Raw genomic sequence first — 18,710 nt, 5'->3', positions numbered from 1 at the left:
GCCGGCGCGGGCGTGGGGTCGAGGTCGGCGAACCACCGCCGGTGGAGGACCCCCGCGACGACCTGGCCATCGGGGCGCACGACGGCGACCGCCGTCAACGCGATCGGCCCCGCGTGCTCGACGGCGCCGTCCCGGGATGGTTCGCTGGTCCGGATGGACGGTGCGGGCGCTAAGGCGGTGGGGCGGGCGTTCCCCGGTCCGGTGGAGCTGGCGGCGTGGCTCGCGGTGACCGTGCCCGCGCCGCTCGTGTTCTTCCAGGCGACCCACCGCTGGGAGGAGGACCAGCCGCTCTCCACCGCCCTCTACTGGGCGCTCGCCCCGCTGCCGGTGCTCGCCGCGACCGCCGCCGCGCGCCTGTCCAGCCCGCGGTCCACCGCTGGCGCCCGGCCCGCCACGCCCGCCGCCGCGCGCCCGCGGTCCACCGCCGTCGGCCGGTTCGCCGCGATCGCCGCCGGCACGGCCGTCGCCGCCGTGTTCCTGGCCGCGTCCACCGTCTGGTACCGCTGGGTCGTCCCGCTCGACGGCGAGGCGAGCTGGCCCCGGTTCTGGTGGACCGGGGCGGCGCTGGCGGTCGCCGGCGCGGTCGCCGGCCACGTGATCGCGCCGCGGCGCTGGCCCGGTGGCCGCGCGTGGGTCCGGCCCGGCTTGGTGCTCGGCGTGGTCGTCGCGCTGCTCGGTGCCGTGCTGGCGACGACCACGGTGCGTCTGGGCGCGGAGGACAGCACGGTCCGGTTCGACGAGGGCGGCGCCGGCGGTGTGGGGCCGGCAGGCGTACCGGAGGGCATGCCCGGGCAGATGGTGCTGCCGAAGGCCGGCCGCTACGCGCTCCTCGCGATGGGCTCCGCGCCGCGGCGGCCCGACTGCCGGTACAGCGTGCCGGGCGTGGCGGAGCGGCGGGCCGAGCCGGTGAGCATCCCACCAGGCAACTACGGCGGCGACTACGCCTCGTACGCGTGGGTCGCCACGATCACCGTGCCCGAGCCCGGCCGGTACGCGCTCGACTGCCAGGACGCCCCGCCGGAGGCCAGCTACCTCGTCGGTGACGTGCCGGAGATCCGCGGTGCCGTGGGCGCGCTGATCCACTGGCCGGTCGCGGTCGTCTGGCTGCTCGGCGCGGTGCCGGGCCTGCTGATCCTCCTCGCGGCGCTACGGCGACGCGGAGGGCAAAACACCTAGACGCGGCGCTCCGTGCCCAGCCGGGTCGCGCACTGGGCCAGCAGCCACGGCAGGTACGTGTGTCGGCCCCGCGCCTCGCCGAGCAGCGTGAGCACCAGCGTGGTGTCGCCGAGGCGGAGGGCGGCCCGGTCGCCGGAGGCGTACGCGCCGTCGCCGATGCCGGGCAGCTCCTGGCCGCGCGAGTTGGCCCGCCACGCCCACCGCGCTGGCGCGCCGGTGACGGTCTGCACCAGCAGCAGCGGCCGGCCCCGCTCGGCGGAGAGGTACTGCGTGCCGCCGATCACGCCGCCCAGCGCCATCGCGTCGCCGGTGCGTACCGGCTGGCCCAGAGCGCGGGTCACCTCCTCGACGGTCAGCAGCTCGACCGTGACCGGAGCGCGCGGCGTGGCCGGCACCGGCCCGGGCGCACCGGTCGGCGGCGTCGGGCCGAGGTCGCCGGTCGCCGGCTCGGTGAGCTGGCGGGAGCGCCCGTGGCCGACCACGGTCAGGTCGACGATCCGGCGGCTCCACGGGCGCACCCGGATCGTGACCGTGTCGCCGTCCTGGCACCTCGACGCCCACTCGCTGGGCAGCCCCCACGCGGTGGTGCGGTCGGCGGTGCCGTCGTCCACCGCGAGGTAGTGCAGCCAGGGCCGGGGCGGGCTGTCGTTCCCCTGCGAGGAGGAGTTCCAGACCTCCAGCCACAGGACCTCGCCGGTGATGGTGCGTTCGGTGGCGAGGTCGGCCAGGGCGCGTACGAGGAGGTAGAGGCCGAAGAGCAGCAGCAGCGCGCCGACCGCGAAGATGCCGTCGCCCACGGGGTCGGGCGCGCGCCGGCCGGTGCCGTCGATGTCGGCCAGCGAGTCCAGCCCGCCCGGCAGCAGCCACACCAGGGCGGCGCCGATGGCCAGGCAGACGAGCGAGCGGACCAGCAGGTTGGAGAGGGGGCGGCCGTACCGGGGCCAGAAGCGCGGATACCGGACGCGTACCCGGTGCCAGGTGCCGCCGAACGACGACCACACCAGCGCGCGGTTGCCCATGCCGAGGTCGAGGACGGCACTGGTGAGGCGGGTCGCGCCGACCGCCGCGCCGTACGCGAGGTAGCGGTCCCACACCGTCACCGAGGCGGGCGGCAGCTCGGCGAACTGCTCGTGGCCGCGCAGCCAGGCCCGTACGCCGAGCCAGCGGGCGGCCACCTGGCGGCCGAGCGGTGTGTCCCGTTCGCCGGGGGAGAGGCCGGCGATCCCGGTCAGCACCATGAACGTGACGAGCGCGACCGGGAAGGCGGCGTTGTCCTCCGAGTCGCTCCACAGCGCATAGTGGAACGCGGCCGCGCCGGTGCCGAGCGCGGCGAGCACCGCCAGGGTGACGAGCACCGCGGTGACGCCGGGGCCGAAGCGGCGCCGCGACAGGCCGGCCGCGCGGGCGTCGGCGACCACCTCGGCGCGCAGCCGCTTGTTCCACGACTTGGCCCGCCCCTCGTCGCGGAAGGTCAGCGCGCTCAGCGGTACGACGCCGCCGACCGCGAGCCCGCGGATCCGGCTGAGCACGCGCCGCTCGTACGGCCGCAGCCCGCTCTCGTCCGGCGCCGTCGACGGCAGGTGCACCGTGGTCCGCATCGGGTCGGCGGCCGGCTGGCGCAGCTCCAGGAAGCGGCGGGCGGCGAGGTCGAGCAGCGTCGACTCGGCCGCGTCCTCGGTGACCTGCCACCGGTTGACCAGCAGGCTCACCACGGCGGGCGGCTCGGCGCCCAGGTCGGGCGTGGCTGGGTCGGGCGGCGGGCTGGCCGGGCGGGTCACCAGCCGGGCCAGGCCGTACGCGAGCAGCCAGCCGGCGACGGCGAGCCCGCCGATGGCCAGGTCGAGCAGGGCGCGGTCGTCCATCCCGTACCGCTAGAACCGGACCTGGACCGGGCCGCGCTCGCCGCCGTCGGCGGCGAAGTAGTCCATCGCGCGGAAGCCTCCGACGCCCGCGATGAGGTTGGTGGGCAGCGTCTGCACGCTGGTGTTGATCGTCTGCACCGCGCTGTTGTAGAACTGCCGGGCGTACGCGATCTTGTCTTCGGTGTTGGCCAGCTCGGCCTGGAGCGCGGCGAAGTTCTGGCTGGCCTTGAGATCCGGGTACGCCTCGACGAGCGCGAAGAGCCGCCCGAGCGTCTGGGTCAGGATGTTCTCCGCCTCCGCCCGCCCCGACACGGTCGTCCCCTGAGCCGCGGTCACCGCGTTGTTGCGCGCCATCACCACGGCGTCGAGCGTGCCGCGCTCGTGGGCCGCGTACCCCTTGACGCTCTCCACCAGGTTGGGGATCAGGTCGTGGCGGCGCTTGAGCTGCACGTCGATCTGCGCCCAGGACGCCTCCACCTGGTTGCGCTGGCGCACCAGCCGGTTGTACGTGACCAGCGCCCAGACCACCACGACCACGGCCAGCAGGCAGACCAGCCCGCCGGCGAGGGCCAGTACGACGCCACCACCGCTCATTCCGACACTCCCGTGAAGATCTTGGTTTCGCCCGATGGTGCGTCCTCGGCGCGGCGAAGTCGCCGGACTGTCGGGCATCGGACGGTGTCGTTGCCGCCCGGGACGGTACCGCGCGCGTCCGCGCTCCGTCTGGCGGGGCGTGCCGGCATGCTATGAACAGGGGTGATGGATGATCAGCAGCCGCCGTCGTACGTGCTCTTCCCGGGCCGGCACCACCTGCTCACGCGCTTCCAGGCTGACTATCTGTGTCGGCTCGCTGACCGTGCGGGGCCGGGCGAGGTGACGGTGGTGTGGGCGGTGACCTCCGCCAACCACGAGAACACGCGCCGCAATCCCGTGCCGTACCACCGGCGGGAGGCGGCGATCGAGCGGTTCAGCCTGCTCGCCGGGCTGCGGTCGGTGGTCGTGCCGGTCTTCGACACCGCGCCCACCGAGCGTTTCGCCGAGGTGACGCTGAAGAGCATCGCGGTGGCCACCGGGCTGGAGCTGACCCCGGCCGACACGCTCGTCGCCTGCTCGACGCCGGGGGTGGCGGTTCTCTACGAGAAGCTGGGGTTCGCGATCGCCGGCGTGGAGGCGGACCCGGAGGCCGCGCTGCCCGGCGGCGCCGGTCCCGAGCGGCCGTGGGACGTGCTGCTGCGCCTCGCGGCCGGCGACGGCACCTGGCGGGAGCTGGCCCATCCGGCGACCGTCGACGTCCTCGACCGGTACCGCCTGGTCGACGTGGTGCGCGCGGTGGCCAACGACCCCGTGGTGGGCGACGAGGGCGGGCTCACCGCGACGCGCGACTACCGCACGTACGTGGAGGCGTTCGCCGACGGGGCGGCCCGCAAGTGGGAGCTGGTGCGCCGGCACGTACGCCCGGGGCGCATCGTCGACATCGGCTGCGGTGCCGGCGCGATCCTCGAGCTGGCCGACCGCGACCCGGCGCTGCGCGAGAGCGACCTCGTCGGCGTGGAGGTCGCCCGCCACCTCTACGAGGAGTGCGTGCACAAGAAGGCGCAGGGCGGCTTCGGCAACCCCAACGTGTACTTCTACCGGCGCAACGTGCTCGGCGGCGCGGTCTTCCCGCCCCGGTCGGTCGACACCACGCTGACCTTCGCGCTGACCCACGAGATCTGGTCGTACGGCGAGCGGTGGGAGTCGCTGCGCCGGTTCGTCCAGGCGATCTACGACCACACCGTACCCGGTGGGGTCTGGATCAACTCGGACGTCTGCGGCCCCGACAACCGGGACCGGCGCGTGGTCCTGCGGCTCGACACCACCGACGGCGCCAACCCGCCCGCGCCCCGCACCGACCTGGCGGGCCTGCCGCCCGGCGACGTCGCGCGGTACGTCGCCGGCCTCTCCACGCGGGCGCGGCTCGACCAGTTCGCGGTCGACTACCGCTTCGGGCTGCCCTTCGAGCCGGTGGAGGGGGACGCGGGCCGGGTCAGCCTCACGCTGGCGGACGCGATGGACTACCTGACCCGCAAGGACTACGCCGACAACTGGCTCTCCGAGGCGCGGGAGCAGTTCTGCGGCATCGAGTTCGCCGACTGGAAGGCGCTGCTCACCGACGTGGGCTTCGAGATCGACTTCGCGTCGGGCACGTTCCGCAACGAGTGGATCGTCGACAACCGGATCGCGCCGGTGGCATCGCTGGCCCGCCCGGACGGGCAACCCCTCGACTGGCCGGTGACCCACGTGCTGCTCGTCGCCCGTCGCCCGCGCAACACGTAACGGATCTCTATTTGGGCTACCGCGATGTCCGCCGTGGCCCAGGCCGCCGCTCCCGCGGCCGCACGCTCCGCCGCACCAAGGGCGGGCCCCGCGGGGGCCGGCCGCGCGCTCTATCATCGGTCGCCATGCCTACCGATGCCGCGCACTCCTGGCTCCTCGACTCCGACCCGGCCCTGCGCTGGCAGGTGGAGCGCGACCTGCTCGGCGAGCCGCCGGAGGTCTGGGAGGCGACCCGGGCGCGGGTCGCCACCGAGGGCTTCGGCGCCCGCCTGCTCGCCCACCAGGACCCGGACGGCCAGTGGGACGGCGGCGCGTTCTTCCCTGGCGACTTCGACTGGCAGGGGCCGGAGGCGGCCGAGCCGGGCGCGCAGCCGTGGACGGCGACCACGTGGACGCTCAACTCGCTGCGCGAGTGGGGCCTCGACCCGGCCGTCCTGCGCGAGCGCCGCACGGTCGAGTTGCTGGCCGAAAACAGCCGCTGGGAGTACGAGAACCGGCCGTACTGGGGCGGCGAGGTCGACTGCTGCGTCAACGCCTGGACGGTGGCGAACGGGGTCTGGCTCGGCGCCGACGTCGACGGCATCGCCGCCTGGTTCGTGGAGCACCGGCTCGCCGACGGCGGCTGGAACTGCGACTGGGTCGAGGGCTCGAAGCGCTCGTCGTTCCACTCGACGCTCAACTCCCTCAAGGGGCTGCTCGCCCACGAGGTCGCGACCGGCGGCACGGCGGAGACCAGGGCGGCGCGGCGCGCCGGCGAGGAGTACCTGCTGGAGCGCGCGCTCGTCCGCCGGCTCTCCACCGGTGAGCCGGTGGGGCCGTGGGTCGACCACTTCGCCTACCCGTTCCGCTGGCGCTACAGCGCGCTCAACGCGGCCGAGTACTTCCGCGCGGCGGCCCTCTTCGACGGCACCGCGCCCGACCCGCGCCTGGCCGAGGCGATCGAGCTGGTCCGGGCCGCCCGGCAGCCGGACGGCCGCTGGCTCCAAGGTGGACGGCAGCCGGGGCGCGTGTGGTTTGAGGTCGACGTGCCGGCCGGGGAGCCGTCGAGGTGGCTGACCCTCTCCGGCACGCGCGTGCTCGACTGGTGGGACGCGCACGCGGGGCGGTAACAGTTTTGGGCGACGGTGCCGCCGCCCACCGCTCGGCGACGATCGGACTAGTGTCCACGGCCCCACCGGCCCTGGAGAAGGAGTCCGAGTTGATCGTACTGGGCTACAGCGGCCTCGGCGCCAGCGCCGCGTACAAGCGGAAGGTGCTTCCCGGCGCGGATCCCCGGACCGCGCGGATGCGTCAAGGGCTGGACTCCGCCGCCGCGCTGCTGGACGAGCACGGCCGGATCGTCGCCTCGGCCCAGGAGCGGCACGACGGCGACAAGGGCACCGGCGCGTTCCCGGCCGGCGCGATCGACGCCTGCCTGCGCGAGGTGGGGGCGGAGCCCGGCGACATCGACGTGGTCGCGCACGGCTTCGACTACGAGCCGTCCCGCGCCTGGGAGGAGAACGCGAACCTCGCCGGCTGGTACAAGAACGTGTACGCGCGGGACGTGCAGCGGGCCATGCTCACCGCCGCGTACCCGAAGCTCCGGGACACGCCGCTCGTGCACGTACGCCACCACCTCGCGCACGCGGCCAGCGCCTACTACCTCAGCGGCTTCGACGAGGCGCTCGTGCTCGTCGCCGACGGGATGGGGGAGAAGGAGGCCATCACGGTCTTCCACGGCGCCGGCGGGCAGCTCACCGAGCGGGCGTCGCTCCCGATCGGCAGCTCGCTCGGCATCCTCTACGGCGCGCTGACCCACCACCTCGGCTTCCTGTTCAGCATGGACGAGTACAAGGTGATGGGCCTCGCCCCGTACGGCGACCCGGCGGCGTACGCCGACGCCTTCCGCGGCCTGGTCCGCCTCGGCCCGGGGGGCACCGTCCACATTCCCGTCATCTACGCCGACCGGACGCACACCGACCGGGAGACCCACGGCGCCATGCTCCGCGTGATCGCGGAACTGCTCGGCCCGGCGCGGCAGCCCGACGCGCCGATCGAGCAACGGCACCTCGACATCGCGGCGGCGTTGCAGCGGCGGCTGGAGGAGGCGCTGCTGCACGTGCTGACCGAGCACATTGGACAGACCGGGCTGCGTCGGCTCTGCATGGCCGGCGGCGTCGCGCTGAACTGCACCGCGAACGGCACGATCACGCGCAGCGGCCTGGTCGACGACCTGTTCGTCCAGCCGGCCGCCGGTGACGACGGCACCGCACTCGGCGCGGCCCTCGTCGCGGCCCGCCGCCAGCGCCCCGCGCCGCCGGTGCGGATGGCGATGCCGTACTGGGGCGAGGGCTGCGACCCGGCGAAGGTGGCCGAGGCCGTGGGGCAGCTCCCGGCCGGCTACACGGTGCTCCGGCTCGGCGAGGCGGCCCTGGTCGAGGCGGTCGCCGACCGGGTCACCGCCGGCCAGGTCGTCGCCTGGTGCCAGGGCCGGATGGAGTTCGGCCCGCGCGCGCTCGGCAACCGCAGCATCCTCGCCGATCCCCGGTCGCCGACGATGCGCCAGCACCTCAACGGCATCGTCAAGCAGCGGGAGGAGTTCCGGCCGTTCGCGCCGGCGGTCGTCGCCGAGGAGGCGACCACCTACTTCGACATCCCCGACCGGTGGCTGCCGGCGTTTCGCCACATGCTGGTCACCGCGCCGGTGCGGGAGCGGTACCGCGCCCAGTTGCCCGCGGTCACGCACGTCGACGGCTCGGCCCGGGTCCAGGTCGTACTCCGCGAGGAGGCGCCGCTCTTCGCCGCGCTGCTCACCGCGGTCGGCGCCCGCACCGGGATGAGCGTGGTGCTCAACACCTCGTTCAACCTCCGGGGCCAGCCGATCGTCCGGACCCCCGAGGACGCGGTGGCGACGTTCGCACGCTCCGAGATGGACGCTCTCGCGCTGGGCGAGTTTCTCGTGCTGGCGCCGGGACGCGCCGAGGGCTGAACGGCCGCACTCCGGCCTGCCGCCCGGATGCGCCGCCGGCCGCCCGCGCCTGGCACCGCTTCATGGGACACGCGGCGGGCACGCGGCGCGGGCTACGTTTCGGGCACAGGAGGACGGTATGACCGTGACGAGTGGCCCGGCGGCGCTCCTGGCGGCCGACCGACTGCGGCGCCTCTTGCGCCAGCAGGCGAACAGCGTCGCCGTCATCACCACCGCGGGCGAGGACCGGCCGGTCGGCATCACCGCCACCTCGTTCACGTCGGTCTCCCTGCGTCCACCGCTGGTCTCGTTCTGCGTCGACCGTGGGTCGTCCAGCTTTCCGGTGTTCGACGCGGCCGCGCACGTGGCCGTGCACCTCCTCGGCGCCGACCAGGAGGACGTGGCCCGGACCTTCGCCACCAGCGGCATCGACCGCTTCGCCGAGACGGCGTGGCGACCCGGCCCGCACGGCGTGCCCCTGCTGGACCGCGCCCTGGCCTGGCTGGTCTGCCGGGTCGCGACCCGGGTCGTGGCCGGTGACCACGTGATCGTGCTGGCCGCACCGGAGACGGCCGGGCACACCGAGGGCAGGCCGCTGGTGTACCACAATGGACAGTACGTGGTGCTGCCCTGACCGACGGGTCGGGGCGCCCCCGGCGTGTTGCCGGGAGCGCCCGTCGCGCCGTCGCTACCGTACGGCCGGCTTGACCACCTCGGGAGTGGTCTCGACGCCCGCCTCGACGTCCTCGGGGGTGACGTCCGGCAGCTCCTCCTCCACGTTCCGCATCCGCGGCGACCGGTAGGCGAGGATCACGCAGGTGGCGACCACCAGGCCGACGACCATCATCTGGAGCGCGTACCCGCGCCCCGGCCCGGCGCCGAGCAGCGCCTCCAGGACGGGGACGCGCACCTCGTCCTCGCCGACCAGCGGCACGAACGCCAGGCCGGCGGCGAAGCCCATCAGGATGTTCGCCAGCATGTAGGGGACGTCGACCAGCAGGTTGCTCAGCGCGGCCGTCCGGCCGAGCAGCTCCGGCCGCACCTTCAGCTGCCACAGGGTCTTGACGGTGCCGATGAGGATCGGCGTGCTCCCCATGAACAGGAACGCGGCGACCGAGAGCAGCAGCACGTTGGGGCGCAGCCCGCTCACCAGCATCGCGCCGGCGAACAGCATCGAGAAGCTGAACAGGCCGGAGCTGAGCCGTTTGGGACCGCCCCATACGAGCATCGCCACGGTGCCGACGGCCAGGCCGAACGCCCCGGAGAGCAGCACGACGCTGAGTGCCTCCTCGGTGGTGAATGAGAGCGTGAGCTGCGTGGTCAGCAGCTCGGCGGAGCCGGTGGCGGCGCTGATCGCGATGAGGCACGCCATCACGGCGACCAGGCCCGGCCGGGCGGTGATGTACCGCCACGCGTCCCGGAACTCGCCGGCGAAGCTCGTGCCGGCCGAGGCGCCGACGCGGTCCCGCTGGATGTCCGGTATCCGCACCAGTCCCAGCGTGACGAGGGAGAGCGCGAAGCTGAGGCTGCCGATCAGGATCACGCCCAGCACGTTGGCGGCGTCGAGCAGCGGGATCGAGACCACCGGACCGACCAGCGCGCCGGCTCCGGTCAGGAACATCCGCAGGCCGTTGGCGCGGGCGAGGCTCCGCTTCGGTACCAGGAACACCGTCGCCGCCTCGAAGGCGGCCAGGTGCATCGCCTTGATGGCGGCCGCCGCCCACAGGAAGAGCAGCACGCGCCCCGCCTCGAACGTGCCGATCGCGTGGAACAGCGCGACGACCAGTACGTTGCCGAGGCCGAGGGCGTTGCTCACCAGGAGGGCACGCTTCGGTCCCCACCGGTCCACCAGTACGCCACCGATCGGGGAGGCCACGATGAACGGGATGATCGGCACCGCGAAGGCGATGCCGAGCGTGGTCGGTGAGTCGGAGAGCCGGTAGACGTAGACGCCCAGGGAGAACATGGCGAGAGCCAGTCCGGTCAGGGCGACGAACTGCCCAATCCAGAAGATCATGAACGTGCGCCGCCACGGCACGGTTGCTGCCATGCCTCCTCCTTCGGCCGCTGTCGATGAAAACCCAATCCAGGGATACGATTCCGGGCCGCGGGCCGCCGATCCTGTCCCCATTTCGGCGGACACACCTGGTCGGACCGCTCGGCCGCGCCCCGGATTCCGGCTCCGGTCGGCCGGTTCGGGGCCGTCCCGTCGCCCTTTCCCGTGACTCCAGACGCCGGGAGATCACCAATAGCGTCGTGGCACGAGTGGCAGACGCTGCCCGAGTCATCCGCTACCGGAGGGCGGCCCCGTCGCCGCCCCGCGGAGCGGCGCCGGGTGCTGCGAAAGGACGCCGGGATGGTGACGAGCCATGACTGATCTGCAACGGCGCATCGCGGCGCTGTCGCCGAAACAGCGGGAGCTGCTCGAGCGGCGCCTCGCGGACCTGACCGCGTCGCGCATCCGCGCGCCGGAGGACCGGATCGACCCGCGGGACGCGACCGGGCCCGCCCCGCTCGCCATCCAGCAGCAGCGGGAGTGGACGTTCGCGCAGTACCGCGCCGCGAACAACATCCCGGGCGCCTTCCGGGTCGAGGGCGAGCTGGACCTGGCCCTGCTCGGCAGCGTCCTCACCGAGGTCGTGGAGCGGCACGAGGTGCTGCGGTCCACTGTGGAGCTTGCCGAGGACGGCGCCCGCGTGCAGGTGGTGCATCCGGCGACCCCGGTGCCGACCCCGGTGGTCGACCTGACCCACCTCTCGCCGGAGGAGCGGCAGGAGGAGGTGCGCCGGCGCTGGGAGGCCGAGGTGGTCGGCCCCTTCGACCCGGCGCAGCCGCAGCGCCTGCGGGTCTCCCTGCTGCGCCTGGACGGCAGTACCCACGTCGTGCTGATCACCACCGACCACGCCGCCGCGGACCTGGGGTCGGTGGGAATCCTGGTCGAGGAGTTCGCCGCGCTGTACGCCATGCGCCGCGGCGGCGGCCCCGGCGAGCTGCCCCCAGTCAAGATCCAGTACGGCGACTACGCCGCCTGGCAGCGCAACGTCGAGCGGGAGCGGAAAGCGGCCGAGCTGGAGCACTGGCGGCGCGTGCTGGACGGCATCCCCGGCGGGCTCGCGCTGCCCAGCGACCGGCCCTATCCGGCCGAGCCCACGTTCGCCGGCGGCGCGTACCGGGCGGACCTGTCGCCGGAGCTCACCGCCGAGCTGCGCCGCTTCACCGAACGGGAGAAGACCGCGATCGGCGTGGTCCTGGTCGCCGCCTGCGCCGTGCTGCTGTACCGCTACCTCGACCAGGACGACGTGGTGATCGGCGAGATCGTCTCCGGGCGCAACCGGTCGGAGATCGAACAGCTCATCGGCTGCTTCGTCGGCGCGCTCCCGCTGCGCATGCGGCTGGCCGACGACCAGACCCTGCGCGAGATCGTGCGGCAGGCCCGGGACACCGTGGTCACCGCGTACGACCACCAGGACCTGCCCTTCGACAGCCTGCTCGAACAGCTCGACCTCGGGCCGGAGGTCAACCAGGCGTCGCTGATGGACATGTGGCTGGACGTCCGGACGCCGGAGCGCACGCTCGCGCTGCCCGGCATGCGGATCACCGCCGAGCCGGTGGAGTCGAGCCTCGCGGCGACCCCGCTCACGCTGGACGCCAACCCCAACACCGACGAGCTGCAACTGCGGTGGCTCTACATGACCGAGCTGTTCGACGAGAGCACGGTGGTCGTGCTCGCCGACCAGTTCCGCCGCATCCTGGCGCGGCTCGTCACCGCGCCGGACACGCCCGTCGGTGAGCTGGAGCTGGCCGTCGCCCCGCCGGTGGCGGCCGAGGTGGCACCGGCGAGCGCCGGCTTCGTCGAGCTGTTCCAGCGCCGGGTCGCCGTCGCCCCGTACGCGCCCGCGGTCGTCTGGGACGGCGTGCCGACCAGCTACGCCGACCTCAACCGGGACGCCAACCGGCTGGCGCACCACCTGCGCGCCCGCGGGGTCGGCCGGGAGTCGCGGGTCGGCATCCTGCTGGACCGTACGCCGTCGCTGACCGTGGCGATCCTGGGCGTGCTCAAGACCGGCGCCGCGTACGTGCCGCTCGACCCCGGCTACCCGCCCGACCGCCTGGCGTTCATGCTCGCCGACGCCGAGGTCACGGTGCTGCTCACGGGGGAGCGGCTGGCCGGCGCCCTCGCCGGTGTCGAGCCGGCGCCCGCGTACGAGGCGGTGCTCGTGGACGATCCGTCCACACTGGACGGCCAGGCCGAGGACGACCCGGCGGAGGCGCCGGACCTGGACGCGCTGGCCTACGTGGTCTACACGTCCGGCTCCACCGGCCGGCCGAAGGGCGCGATGATCGAGCACGGCTCCCTGGTGACGTTCGCCCGCGACGTGGTGGACCGGCTTGGGCTCGGCACCGGCGACCGGTTCCTCCAGTTCGCCTCGCCCAGCTTCGACGTGCTCGTGGAGGAGCTGTTCCCGACCTGGCTGGCCGGCGGCTGCGTGGTCTTCCCGGCGCGGCCCCTGCTCGGCGGTGGCGACGACCTCGCCGAGCTGATCGAACGCGAGCGGCTGACCGTCATCGAGCTGCCGACCGCGTACTGGCACGAGTGGGTCCGCGAGCTGGAGCGGCTGGACCGCACGCTGCCGGACTGCCTGCGCCTCGTGATCATCGGCGGCGAACGCGTGCTGCCCGAGCGGCTGGCCGGCTGGCGGCGCCGGCTCCCCGTGCCGCTGGCCCACGTGTACGGCCTGACCGAGACCACGGTCAGCTCGACCTTCTTCCGGCTGGACCCGGCCGACCCGGTCACCGACTGGCCCAACCTGCCGATCGGCACGCCCCTGCCCTCGGCCGACCTGCGCGTGCTGGACCGCCGCCTGCGACCGGTGCCCGTCGGCGCCACCGGCGAGCTGTACATCGGCGGCGTCAGCCTGGCCCGCGGCTACCTGGCCCGGCCCGGCCTGACCGCGCAGCGGTTCGTCGCCGACCCCGAGCCGGCCCGGCCCGGCCAGCGGCTGTACCGCACGGGCGACCTGGTCCGCCAGCGGGCCGACGGCAACCTGGAGTTCATCGGCCGCGTGGACACGCAGATCAAGATCCGCGGCTTCCGCGTCGAGCCGATGGAGATCGAGTCGGTCCTGTCCCGGCATCCGCAGGTCGCCGAGTCGGTCGTGGCGGTACACGAGCCGGCGCCCGGAGACCGGCGGCTGGTGGCGTACGTGGTGCCCGGCCCCCGGCCGGACGGCGCCGAGCCCCTTCCCGCCGAGCTGCGCCAGTACCTCGAACGCGAGCTGCCCGCCTACCTGGTGCCGGCCGCGTTCGTCGAGCTGGACGCGCTGCCGCTCACGCCCAACGGCAAGGTGGACCGGCGCCGCCTGCCGGCACCGGACGGCGACCGCCCGGAGGTGGGCGAGGAGTACGTCGAGCCCCGGTCGCCGGTCGAGCGGACGCTGGCCGACATCGTCGCCGCCGTCGTCGGGCTCGCCCGGGTCGGCGCGCACGACAACTTCTTCGAGATCGGCGGCGACTCGATCCTGGCCATCCAGGTGGTCGCCCGCGCACAGGAGGCGGGGCTGCGCCTGACCCCGTTCGACCTGTTCGCGCATCCGACCGTCTCCGCCCTCTCCGGCGTGGCCGCCGCCGGCCCGACCGTCGACGCCGAGCAGAGCGACGTCACCGGGCCGGTCCCGCTGGCGCCCGCGCAGCGCTGGTTCGCCCTCTCGGGCATCGAGGAGCCGCACCACTGGAACCGGTCGGTCCTGCTCGACCTGGCCGCCCCCGGCGACGCGCGGCTGCTCGGTACGGCCGTGTCGCACCTGCTCGCCCACCACGACGGCCTGCGCCAGCGGTTCCTGCTCGCGGGCGAGCGGTCGCAGGTGCGGATCGCCCCGCGCGGCGACGTCACGCCGTTCGCCGTTTACGACCTGGCCGACCTGGCGGAGGCCGACGGGGACCGCCGGAGCGCCGAGCTGGTCGCCGAGGCGCAGGCCAGCCTCGACCTGGCGGTCGGGCCGCTGGTGCGGTTCGCGCTCCTCACCTTCGGCGGGCGGCGGCCGGACCAGCTCGCCGTCGTCGCGCACCGGCTGGTGGCCGACGACGTCTCGATCCGCGTCCTCCTTGAGGACCTGGCGACCGCGCTGGCCCAGCTCGCCGCCGGCCGGCAGGTCAAGCTGCCGGCCAAGACCACCTCGTGGCAGTCGTGGTCCCGGCGGCTGATCGCGTACGCCGCCACGCCGCCGGTGCAGTCGCAGCGCGCGTACTGGTCCGAGCTGGTCGCCGGACCCTCGGCCGGGCTGCCGGTGGACACCGAGGCGGAGCCCGCGGCCAACACGGTGGCGAGCGCCGCCACGGTGACCGCCACGCTGGACGCCGAGACGACCGGCGAGCTGCTGCGCGCGGCGCCCGAGGCGCTCACCTGCACGGTCGACGAGCTGCTGCTGGCGGCGCTGAGCCGTACGCTGAGCGGCTGGACCGGGGCGCCGCGGCACCTGGTCGCGGTCGAACGGCACGACCGCCCGCGGATCTCCGACGAGGTCGACCTGAGTCGGACGGTCGGTTGGTTCAGCGCGACCCATCCGGTGGCCCTGACCGCCGAGCCCGGTTCGGCCGAGGCGACCCTGAAGGCGGTCAAGGAGGCCCTGCGCGCGGTGCCCACCGGCGGGATCGGCTGGCAGATGCTGCGCCAGGAGCCGGATCCGCCTCCGCCGGCGGCGACCGACCTCGCCTTCACCTACCTCGGCGAGGTGGACCAGCCGGCGTCCGGCGCCTTCACCGTGGTGGCGGAGCCGGTCGGGGCCGACGAGAGCCCGCGCGGCCGGCGGCCGTACCTGATCGAGGTCGCGGCCTCGGTCGCCGGCGGCCGGCTCGCGGTCCGCTGGCGGTACAGCGAGCACCTGCACGCCAGGCAGACGCTGGAGGACCTGGCCGCCCGGTACGTCGAGGAGCTGCGCGCGCTGGTCGAGCTGGGCCGGCTCGCCACCGGGCCGGTCTACACGCCGTCCGACTTCCCGCTGGCCCGCGTGGACCCGGCGCAGCTCGACAGCCTGCTCGGCCGGCTGCGATCGGGATAGCCGGCGGCGAGTGGGGGAGCCGGCCGCGGGCGTGAGCCGGAGGAAAGCGGCAGCGGACAGGAGTTTGCGATGGACTTCAGCCTCTTCTTCTTCGCGGACAGCGGCGCGGCCGGCGGCGACGGATATCAGCTGCTGCTGGAGAGCGCGCGCTTCGCCGACGCCAACGGCTTGACGGCGGTGTGGACGCCGGAGCGGCACTTCCACACGTTCGGCGGCCTGTACCCCAACCCCGCCGTCACCGGTGCAGCCGTCGCCGCGGTGACCGAGCGGGTCGGCATCCGGGCGGGCAGCGTGGTCGCGCCGCTGCACCATCCGGCCCGCGTCGCCGAGGAGTGGTCGGTCGTCGACAACCTCTCCGGCGGCCGGGTCGGCGTCTCGTTCGCCTCCGGCTGGCACGCGGTGGACTTCCTGCTCCGGCCGGAGAACTACGCCGACCGCAAGAGCGCCATGGTGGACGTGGTGGAGACCGTACGGCGGCTGTGGCGAGGCGAGGAGGTCGAGTTCTCCGACGGCGCGGGGGAGAAGCAGTCCGTACGCGTCTATCCCGCCCCGGTGCAGCCCGAGCTGCCGATCTGGATCACCAGCGCCGGCTCGCCGGAGACCTTCCGGGCCGCTGGCCGGCTCGGCGCGGGCCTGCTGACCCACCTGCTCGGCCAGGACCGCGAGGCGGTGACCCGCAACATCGCCGTCTACCGCGAGGAGTTGGCGCGTACGCACGGCGAGAACGCGCGGGGCCACGTCGCCCTGATGCTCCACACGATGCTCGGCGCCGACCGCGACCAGGTGCGCGAGCTGGTGCGCGAGCCGTTCTGCGACTACCTGCGCAGCTCCGCCGACCTGGTCGTCAAGGCCGCTTCAAGCCTGCTCCCGGCGGGCTTCGACCTCAGCCGGCTGCCGGACCGGGACAAGGAGTTTCTGATCCGGCACGCCTTCGAGCGGTACTTCACCAGCAGCGGCCTCTTCGGCACCGTGGAGGACGGCGTGGAGACGGTACGCGAGCTGCGCGCGATCGGCGTCGACGAGATCGCCTGCCTCATCGACTTCGGCGTGCCGCACGACCAGGTGCTCGACTCCCTGCGCCACATCGTCGACCTCCGCGGCCGCCTGGCCGCCTGACCGGCCGCCCCGCGTCCGCGGCCTCGCGATCTGATCTTGGCCCACCGCGACGCCCGCCCCTTCTCGCCCAGCGCGTTCGCGTGTGTCCACAGTGGTCTGCCCCGCGCCGAGGGCGATGTCGGGGACATGGCCCCCCGCTGGCGGTTTATACGGGCTGTGTCCCTGGCATCGCCCACTCACGTGTAGGCGAGATCGGCGGTGATCGCCTTCACCACCTGGGCCTCCGCCTCGGCGTCGTGGAAGTGCCCGCCGGGCAGGCGGTACAGCGCGAAGTCGGCCGTGGTCTCGGCCCGCCAGAAGTCCATCCGCTCCGGGCTGCCGATCGGGTCATCGACGCCGGCGAAGGCGCGGATCGGCATGTCCAGCGGTACGGCCGGATGGAAGTTGTGCGTGGTGAGGACGTCAAGGTCGGCGCGGAGCGTGGGGAGCAGGGCCTGGAGAAGTTCCGGCTGCTCCAGCACCTCGGGCGGCGTACCGCCCATCTCGTGCAGGTAGCCCTCCAGACCGTCCGAGCGGTCCTCCCACGGCCAGGTGCCGTCGTCGGTGGCGGGACCGGGGTTGCTGGCCAGGTACAGCCGCACCGGCACCGGCATCGCGCGCTCGCGCAGCGCGTGGGCGACGGCCCAGGCGACCCGGGCGCCCATGCTGACGCCGTAGCAGGCGAAGCGCCGGTCGAGCAGTGGCTTGATGGCGTCCAGGAGGTCGTCCACGAGCGGGCCCATCCGGTCGTGGGTCCGCTCGTTGAAGCGGTCGGCCCGGCCGGGCAGTTGCACGCCGACCGGCTCGATTGAGGGCGGCATGAGCCGGCGCCACTGGCGGTACGCGGACGCGCTGCCGCCGGCGTGGTGGAAGCAGAGCAGCCGTACGTGCGCGGTGTTGTCGGTGCGGCCGAACCGTTTGAACCAGCGGCGGTCGATGTCCTGCGCGTGTCCGTTCATCGTCACTCCGTCCGGGAGTCTTCGGGCGCCGGAGCCGCCGGCGAGTCGGCCACCGCCTCGGCGATGAAGTCGACCGCGACCCGCAACAGGCTGTCGTCGGCGTGGAACAGGGAGGCGTGGTCGCCGTGCGGCATCATCCAGAGGCGCGCGTTGGGCAGGCCGCCGGCCACCTGCCGCGAGCCCTCCGGATGCGCGGTCTCGTCGTCCAGGCTGGTGACCACGAGCGTCGGCTGCTTCACCTTCGTGAGGTACTGCCCGACGTCGGTGCGGGCGAGGCTGTCGTTGAGCCGGCAGTACCGGTAGAAGAGCTCCGGGCCGGTGTACGGGTAGAGCACGAAGTGCGCCACCTGCGCCGGCGTACTGGTGAGCGCCACCTGGCAGAAGGCGGTCTGCACCGAGCGGGCGGCGGCGCGGCTCCGCGCGGCCAGGGCCATCAGCTCGATCAGGTCGTTCTGGAACCTGGTGCGCGGCGAGCCGCTGGCGAACTCGTACGCGCCGTGCCACAGGCTCAGCGAGGAGATCCGGCCGGGCTGGGCGGCCGCGGCCGCGAGCGCCATCACCGCGCCGCCGCAGAGGCCGATCACGTGCGCGCTGGCCACGCCGTGGTGGTCCAGGACGGTGAACAGGTCGGCGGCCTGCGTCGCGAGGTCGACCGCGAAGTCGCCGTGGTGGTCGGCCGCGTCGAAGAGCCCTCGGGTCTCCCACGCCAGGACGCGGCGGTCCCGGGCGAGGTAGCGCATCCAGGACTCGGTGAGCGCGGCGGGCATGCCGCAGGCGGGGATGAGGACGACCGTCTCGCCCTGCCCGGCGCCGTACACGGTCAGCGGAACGCCGTCGGGCGAGCGGATCGTCTCCTTGTGGAAGTACGCGTCGAAGCCGTCCGCCACGGCCGCGGCGGCGACCTCCTCGACCTCGTCCAGCAGCTCGTCCGGGAGCGCGGCCAGCGAGTCCGGCAGCTCGGCGAGGGCCAGGCGGTCGCTGATCACGCGCTCGAAGACCTGGAGGTCGCCGGCGGCGAGGCCGGGCGAGAGCGCGAGCCCTTCGACCCCGGCCGCCCGCGTGACCCGCCGCAGCACCTCGTCCAGGGCGGGGCCGCGCGCGGCGGGCGCGGCGGGGTCGCCCGCGACCGGCATGACCCGTACCGGCGCGGCGATGCCGTCGAGGAGCGGTTTCACCGAGAGGACGGCGGTCACGAGCCGGGCGACCGCCGCCCTCGTACGCGAGTCCAGCATGTGGCGGGGCCCTCTCCGCTCGGCACCGAAAGACCGGTGGCCGGCCTGGTCGCCCCATCCCGACCAGT

At 74.1% G+C, this 18,710-nt stretch carries 12 protein-coding genes; 7 read left to right on the top strand and 5 right to left on the bottom strand.

The window, feature by feature from the left end:
• Positions 1 to 153: 153 nt before the first annotated feature.
• Positions 154 to 1,176 carry a hypothetical protein gene (locus ACFFIA_RS08040; protein WP_377247836.1) on the top strand — a complete coding sequence of 341 codons (1,023 nt, stop codon included), beginning with the start codon at positions 154 to 156 and terminating at the stop codon, positions 1,174 to 1,176.
• On the opposite strand, the gene ACFFIA_RS08035 is transcribed toward ACFFIA_RS08040, so the two are convergent.
• Together ACFFIA_RS08035 and ACFFIA_RS08030 are read right to left on the bottom strand one after the other, a co-directional pair.
• On the bottom strand, positions 1,173 to 3,038 hold the full coding sequence (locus ACFFIA_RS08035; protein WP_377247833.1) for a DUF2207 family protein: 1,866 nt from the start codon (positions 3,036 to 3,038) through the stop codon (positions 1,173 to 1,175). The two genes, ACFFIA_RS08040 and ACFFIA_RS08035, sit on opposite strands and share 4 nt — an antisense overlap.
• A gap of 9 nt (positions 3,039 to 3,047) precedes the next feature.
• Positions 3,048 to 3,632 carry a LemA family protein gene (locus ACFFIA_RS08030; protein ID WP_377247830.1) on the bottom strand — a complete coding sequence of 195 codons (585 nt, stop codon included), beginning with the start codon at positions 3,630 to 3,632 and terminating at the stop codon, positions 3,048 to 3,050.
• A gap of 165 nt (positions 3,633 to 3,797) precedes the next feature.
• Between ACFFIA_RS08030 and ACFFIA_RS08025 the strand changes: the two genes are divergently transcribed.
• From ACFFIA_RS08025 to ACFFIA_RS08010, 4 genes are all read left to right on the top strand, one after another.
• Positions 3,798 to 5,354 (top strand): class I SAM-dependent methyltransferase, encoded by a 1,557-nt coding sequence (locus tag ACFFIA_RS08025; RefSeq protein WP_377247827.1) that lies wholly within the window; start codon positions 3,798 to 3,800, stop codon positions 5,352 to 5,354.
• A gap of 125 nt (positions 5,355 to 5,479) precedes the next feature.
• A complete protein-coding gene (locus ACFFIA_RS08020) occupies positions 5,480 to 6,463 on the top strand; it encodes a squalene cyclase (RefSeq protein WP_377247824.1) in 984 nt (327 codons plus the stop codon).
• A gap of 50 nt (positions 6,464 to 6,513) precedes the next feature.
• Positions 6,514 to 8,322 (top strand): carbamoyltransferase family protein, encoded by a 1,809-nt coding sequence (locus ACFFIA_RS08015; protein WP_377247821.1) that lies wholly within the window; start codon positions 6,514 to 6,516, stop codon positions 8,320 to 8,322.
• Positions 8,323 to 8,440: 118 nt separating this feature from the next.
• Positions 8,441 to 8,935, top strand: a complete 495-nt coding sequence (locus ACFFIA_RS08010; protein WP_377247818.1) for a flavin reductase family protein — start codon at positions 8,441 to 8,443, stop codon at positions 8,933 to 8,935.
• Positions 8,936 to 8,989: 54 nt separating this feature from the next.
• Here the strand turns inward: ACFFIA_RS08010 and ACFFIA_RS08005 are convergent, their stop codons facing one another.
• Positions 8,990 to 10,351 carry an MFS transporter gene (locus tag ACFFIA_RS08005; protein ID WP_377247815.1) on the bottom strand — a complete coding sequence of 454 codons (1,362 nt, stop codon included), beginning with the start codon at positions 10,349 to 10,351 and terminating at the stop codon, positions 8,990 to 8,992.
• 319 nt (positions 10,352 to 10,670) lie between these two features.
• On the opposite strand from ACFFIA_RS08005, the gene ACFFIA_RS08000 reads away from it, so the two are divergent.
• Together ACFFIA_RS08000 and ACFFIA_RS07995 are read left to right on the top strand one after the other, a co-directional pair.
• Positions 10,671 to 15,356 carry a non-ribosomal peptide synthetase gene (locus ACFFIA_RS08000; protein WP_377247812.1) on the top strand — a complete coding sequence of 1,562 codons (4,686 nt, stop codon included), beginning with the start codon at positions 10,671 to 10,673 and terminating at the stop codon, positions 15,354 to 15,356.
• Positions 15,357 to 15,425: 69 nt separating this feature from the next.
• The gene (locus ACFFIA_RS07995) at positions 15,426 to 16,472 is read left to right on the top strand and encodes a MupA/Atu3671 family FMN-dependent luciferase-like monooxygenase (RefSeq protein WP_377247809.1); all 1,047 of its coding nucleotides are present in this window, start codon (positions 15,426 to 15,428) and stop codon (positions 16,470 to 16,472) included.
• 176 nt (positions 16,473 to 16,648) lie between these two features.
• Here ACFFIA_RS07995 and ACFFIA_RS07990 read toward each other — a convergent pair whose 3' ends face one another.
• Together ACFFIA_RS07990 and ACFFIA_RS07985 are read right to left on the bottom strand one after the other, a co-directional pair.
• Positions 16,649 to 17,410 (bottom strand): thioesterase II family protein, encoded by a 762-nt coding sequence (locus ACFFIA_RS07990; RefSeq protein ID WP_377247806.1) that lies wholly within the window; start codon positions 17,408 to 17,410, stop codon positions 16,649 to 16,651.
• 2 nt (positions 17,411 to 17,412) lie between these two features.
• Positions 17,413 to 18,642: an alpha/beta fold hydrolase gene (locus tag ACFFIA_RS07985; protein WP_377247803.1), complete on the bottom strand. Its 1,230-nt coding sequence runs from the start codon at positions 18,640 to 18,642 to the stop codon at positions 17,413 to 17,415.
• Positions 18,643 to 18,710 lie beyond the last annotated feature (68 nt).

The organism is Phytohabitans kaempferiae, from assembly GCF_042433955.1.
GTDB lineage: Bacteria > Actinomycetota > Actinomycetes > Mycobacteriales > Micromonosporaceae > Phytohabitans > Phytohabitans kaempferiae.
The sequence above is the reverse complement of the archived record's forward strand: the minus strand, read 5'-3'. Positions and strand labels throughout refer to the sequence as shown.

Coding starts and splice junctions, on each gene's coding strand:
- ACFFIA_RS08030 (WP_377247830.1), bottom strand. CDS start 3,632: ATGAGCGGTGGTGGCGTCGTACTGGCCCTCGCCGGCGGGCTGGTCTGC.
- ACFFIA_RS08040 (WP_377247836.1), top strand. CDS start 154: ATGGACGGTGCGGGCGCTAAGGCGGTGGGGCGGGCGTTCCCCGGTCCG.
- ACFFIA_RS08035 (WP_377247833.1), bottom strand. CDS start 3,038: ATGGACGACCGCGCCCTGCTCGACCTGGCCATCGGCGGGCTCGCCGTC.
- ACFFIA_RS08020 (WP_377247824.1), top strand. CDS start 5,480: ATGCCTACCGATGCCGCGCACTCCTGGCTCCTCGACTCCGACCCGGCC.
- ACFFIA_RS07985 (WP_377247803.1), bottom strand. CDS start 18,642: ATGCTGGACTCGCGTACGAGGGCGGCGGTCGCCCGGCTCGTGACCGCC.
- ACFFIA_RS07995 (WP_377247809.1), top strand. CDS start 15,426: ATGGACTTCAGCCTCTTCTTCTTCGCGGACAGCGGCGCGGCCGGCGGC.
- ACFFIA_RS08000 (WP_377247812.1), top strand. CDS start 10,671: ATGACTGATCTGCAACGGCGCATCGCGGCGCTGTCGCCGAAACAGCGG.
- ACFFIA_RS07990 (WP_377247806.1), bottom strand. CDS start 17,410: ATGAACGGACACGCGCAGGACATCGACCGCCGCTGGTTCAAACGGTTC.
- ACFFIA_RS08025 (WP_377247827.1), top strand. CDS start 3,798: ATGGATGATCAGCAGCCGCCGTCGTACGTGCTCTTCCCGGGCCGGCAC.
- ACFFIA_RS08010 (WP_377247818.1), top strand. CDS start 8,441: ATGACCGTGACGAGTGGCCCGGCGGCGCTCCTGGCGGCCGACCGACTG.
- ACFFIA_RS08005 (WP_377247815.1), bottom strand. CDS start 10,351: ATGGCAGCAACCGTGCCGTGGCGGCGCACGTTCATGATCTTCTGGATT.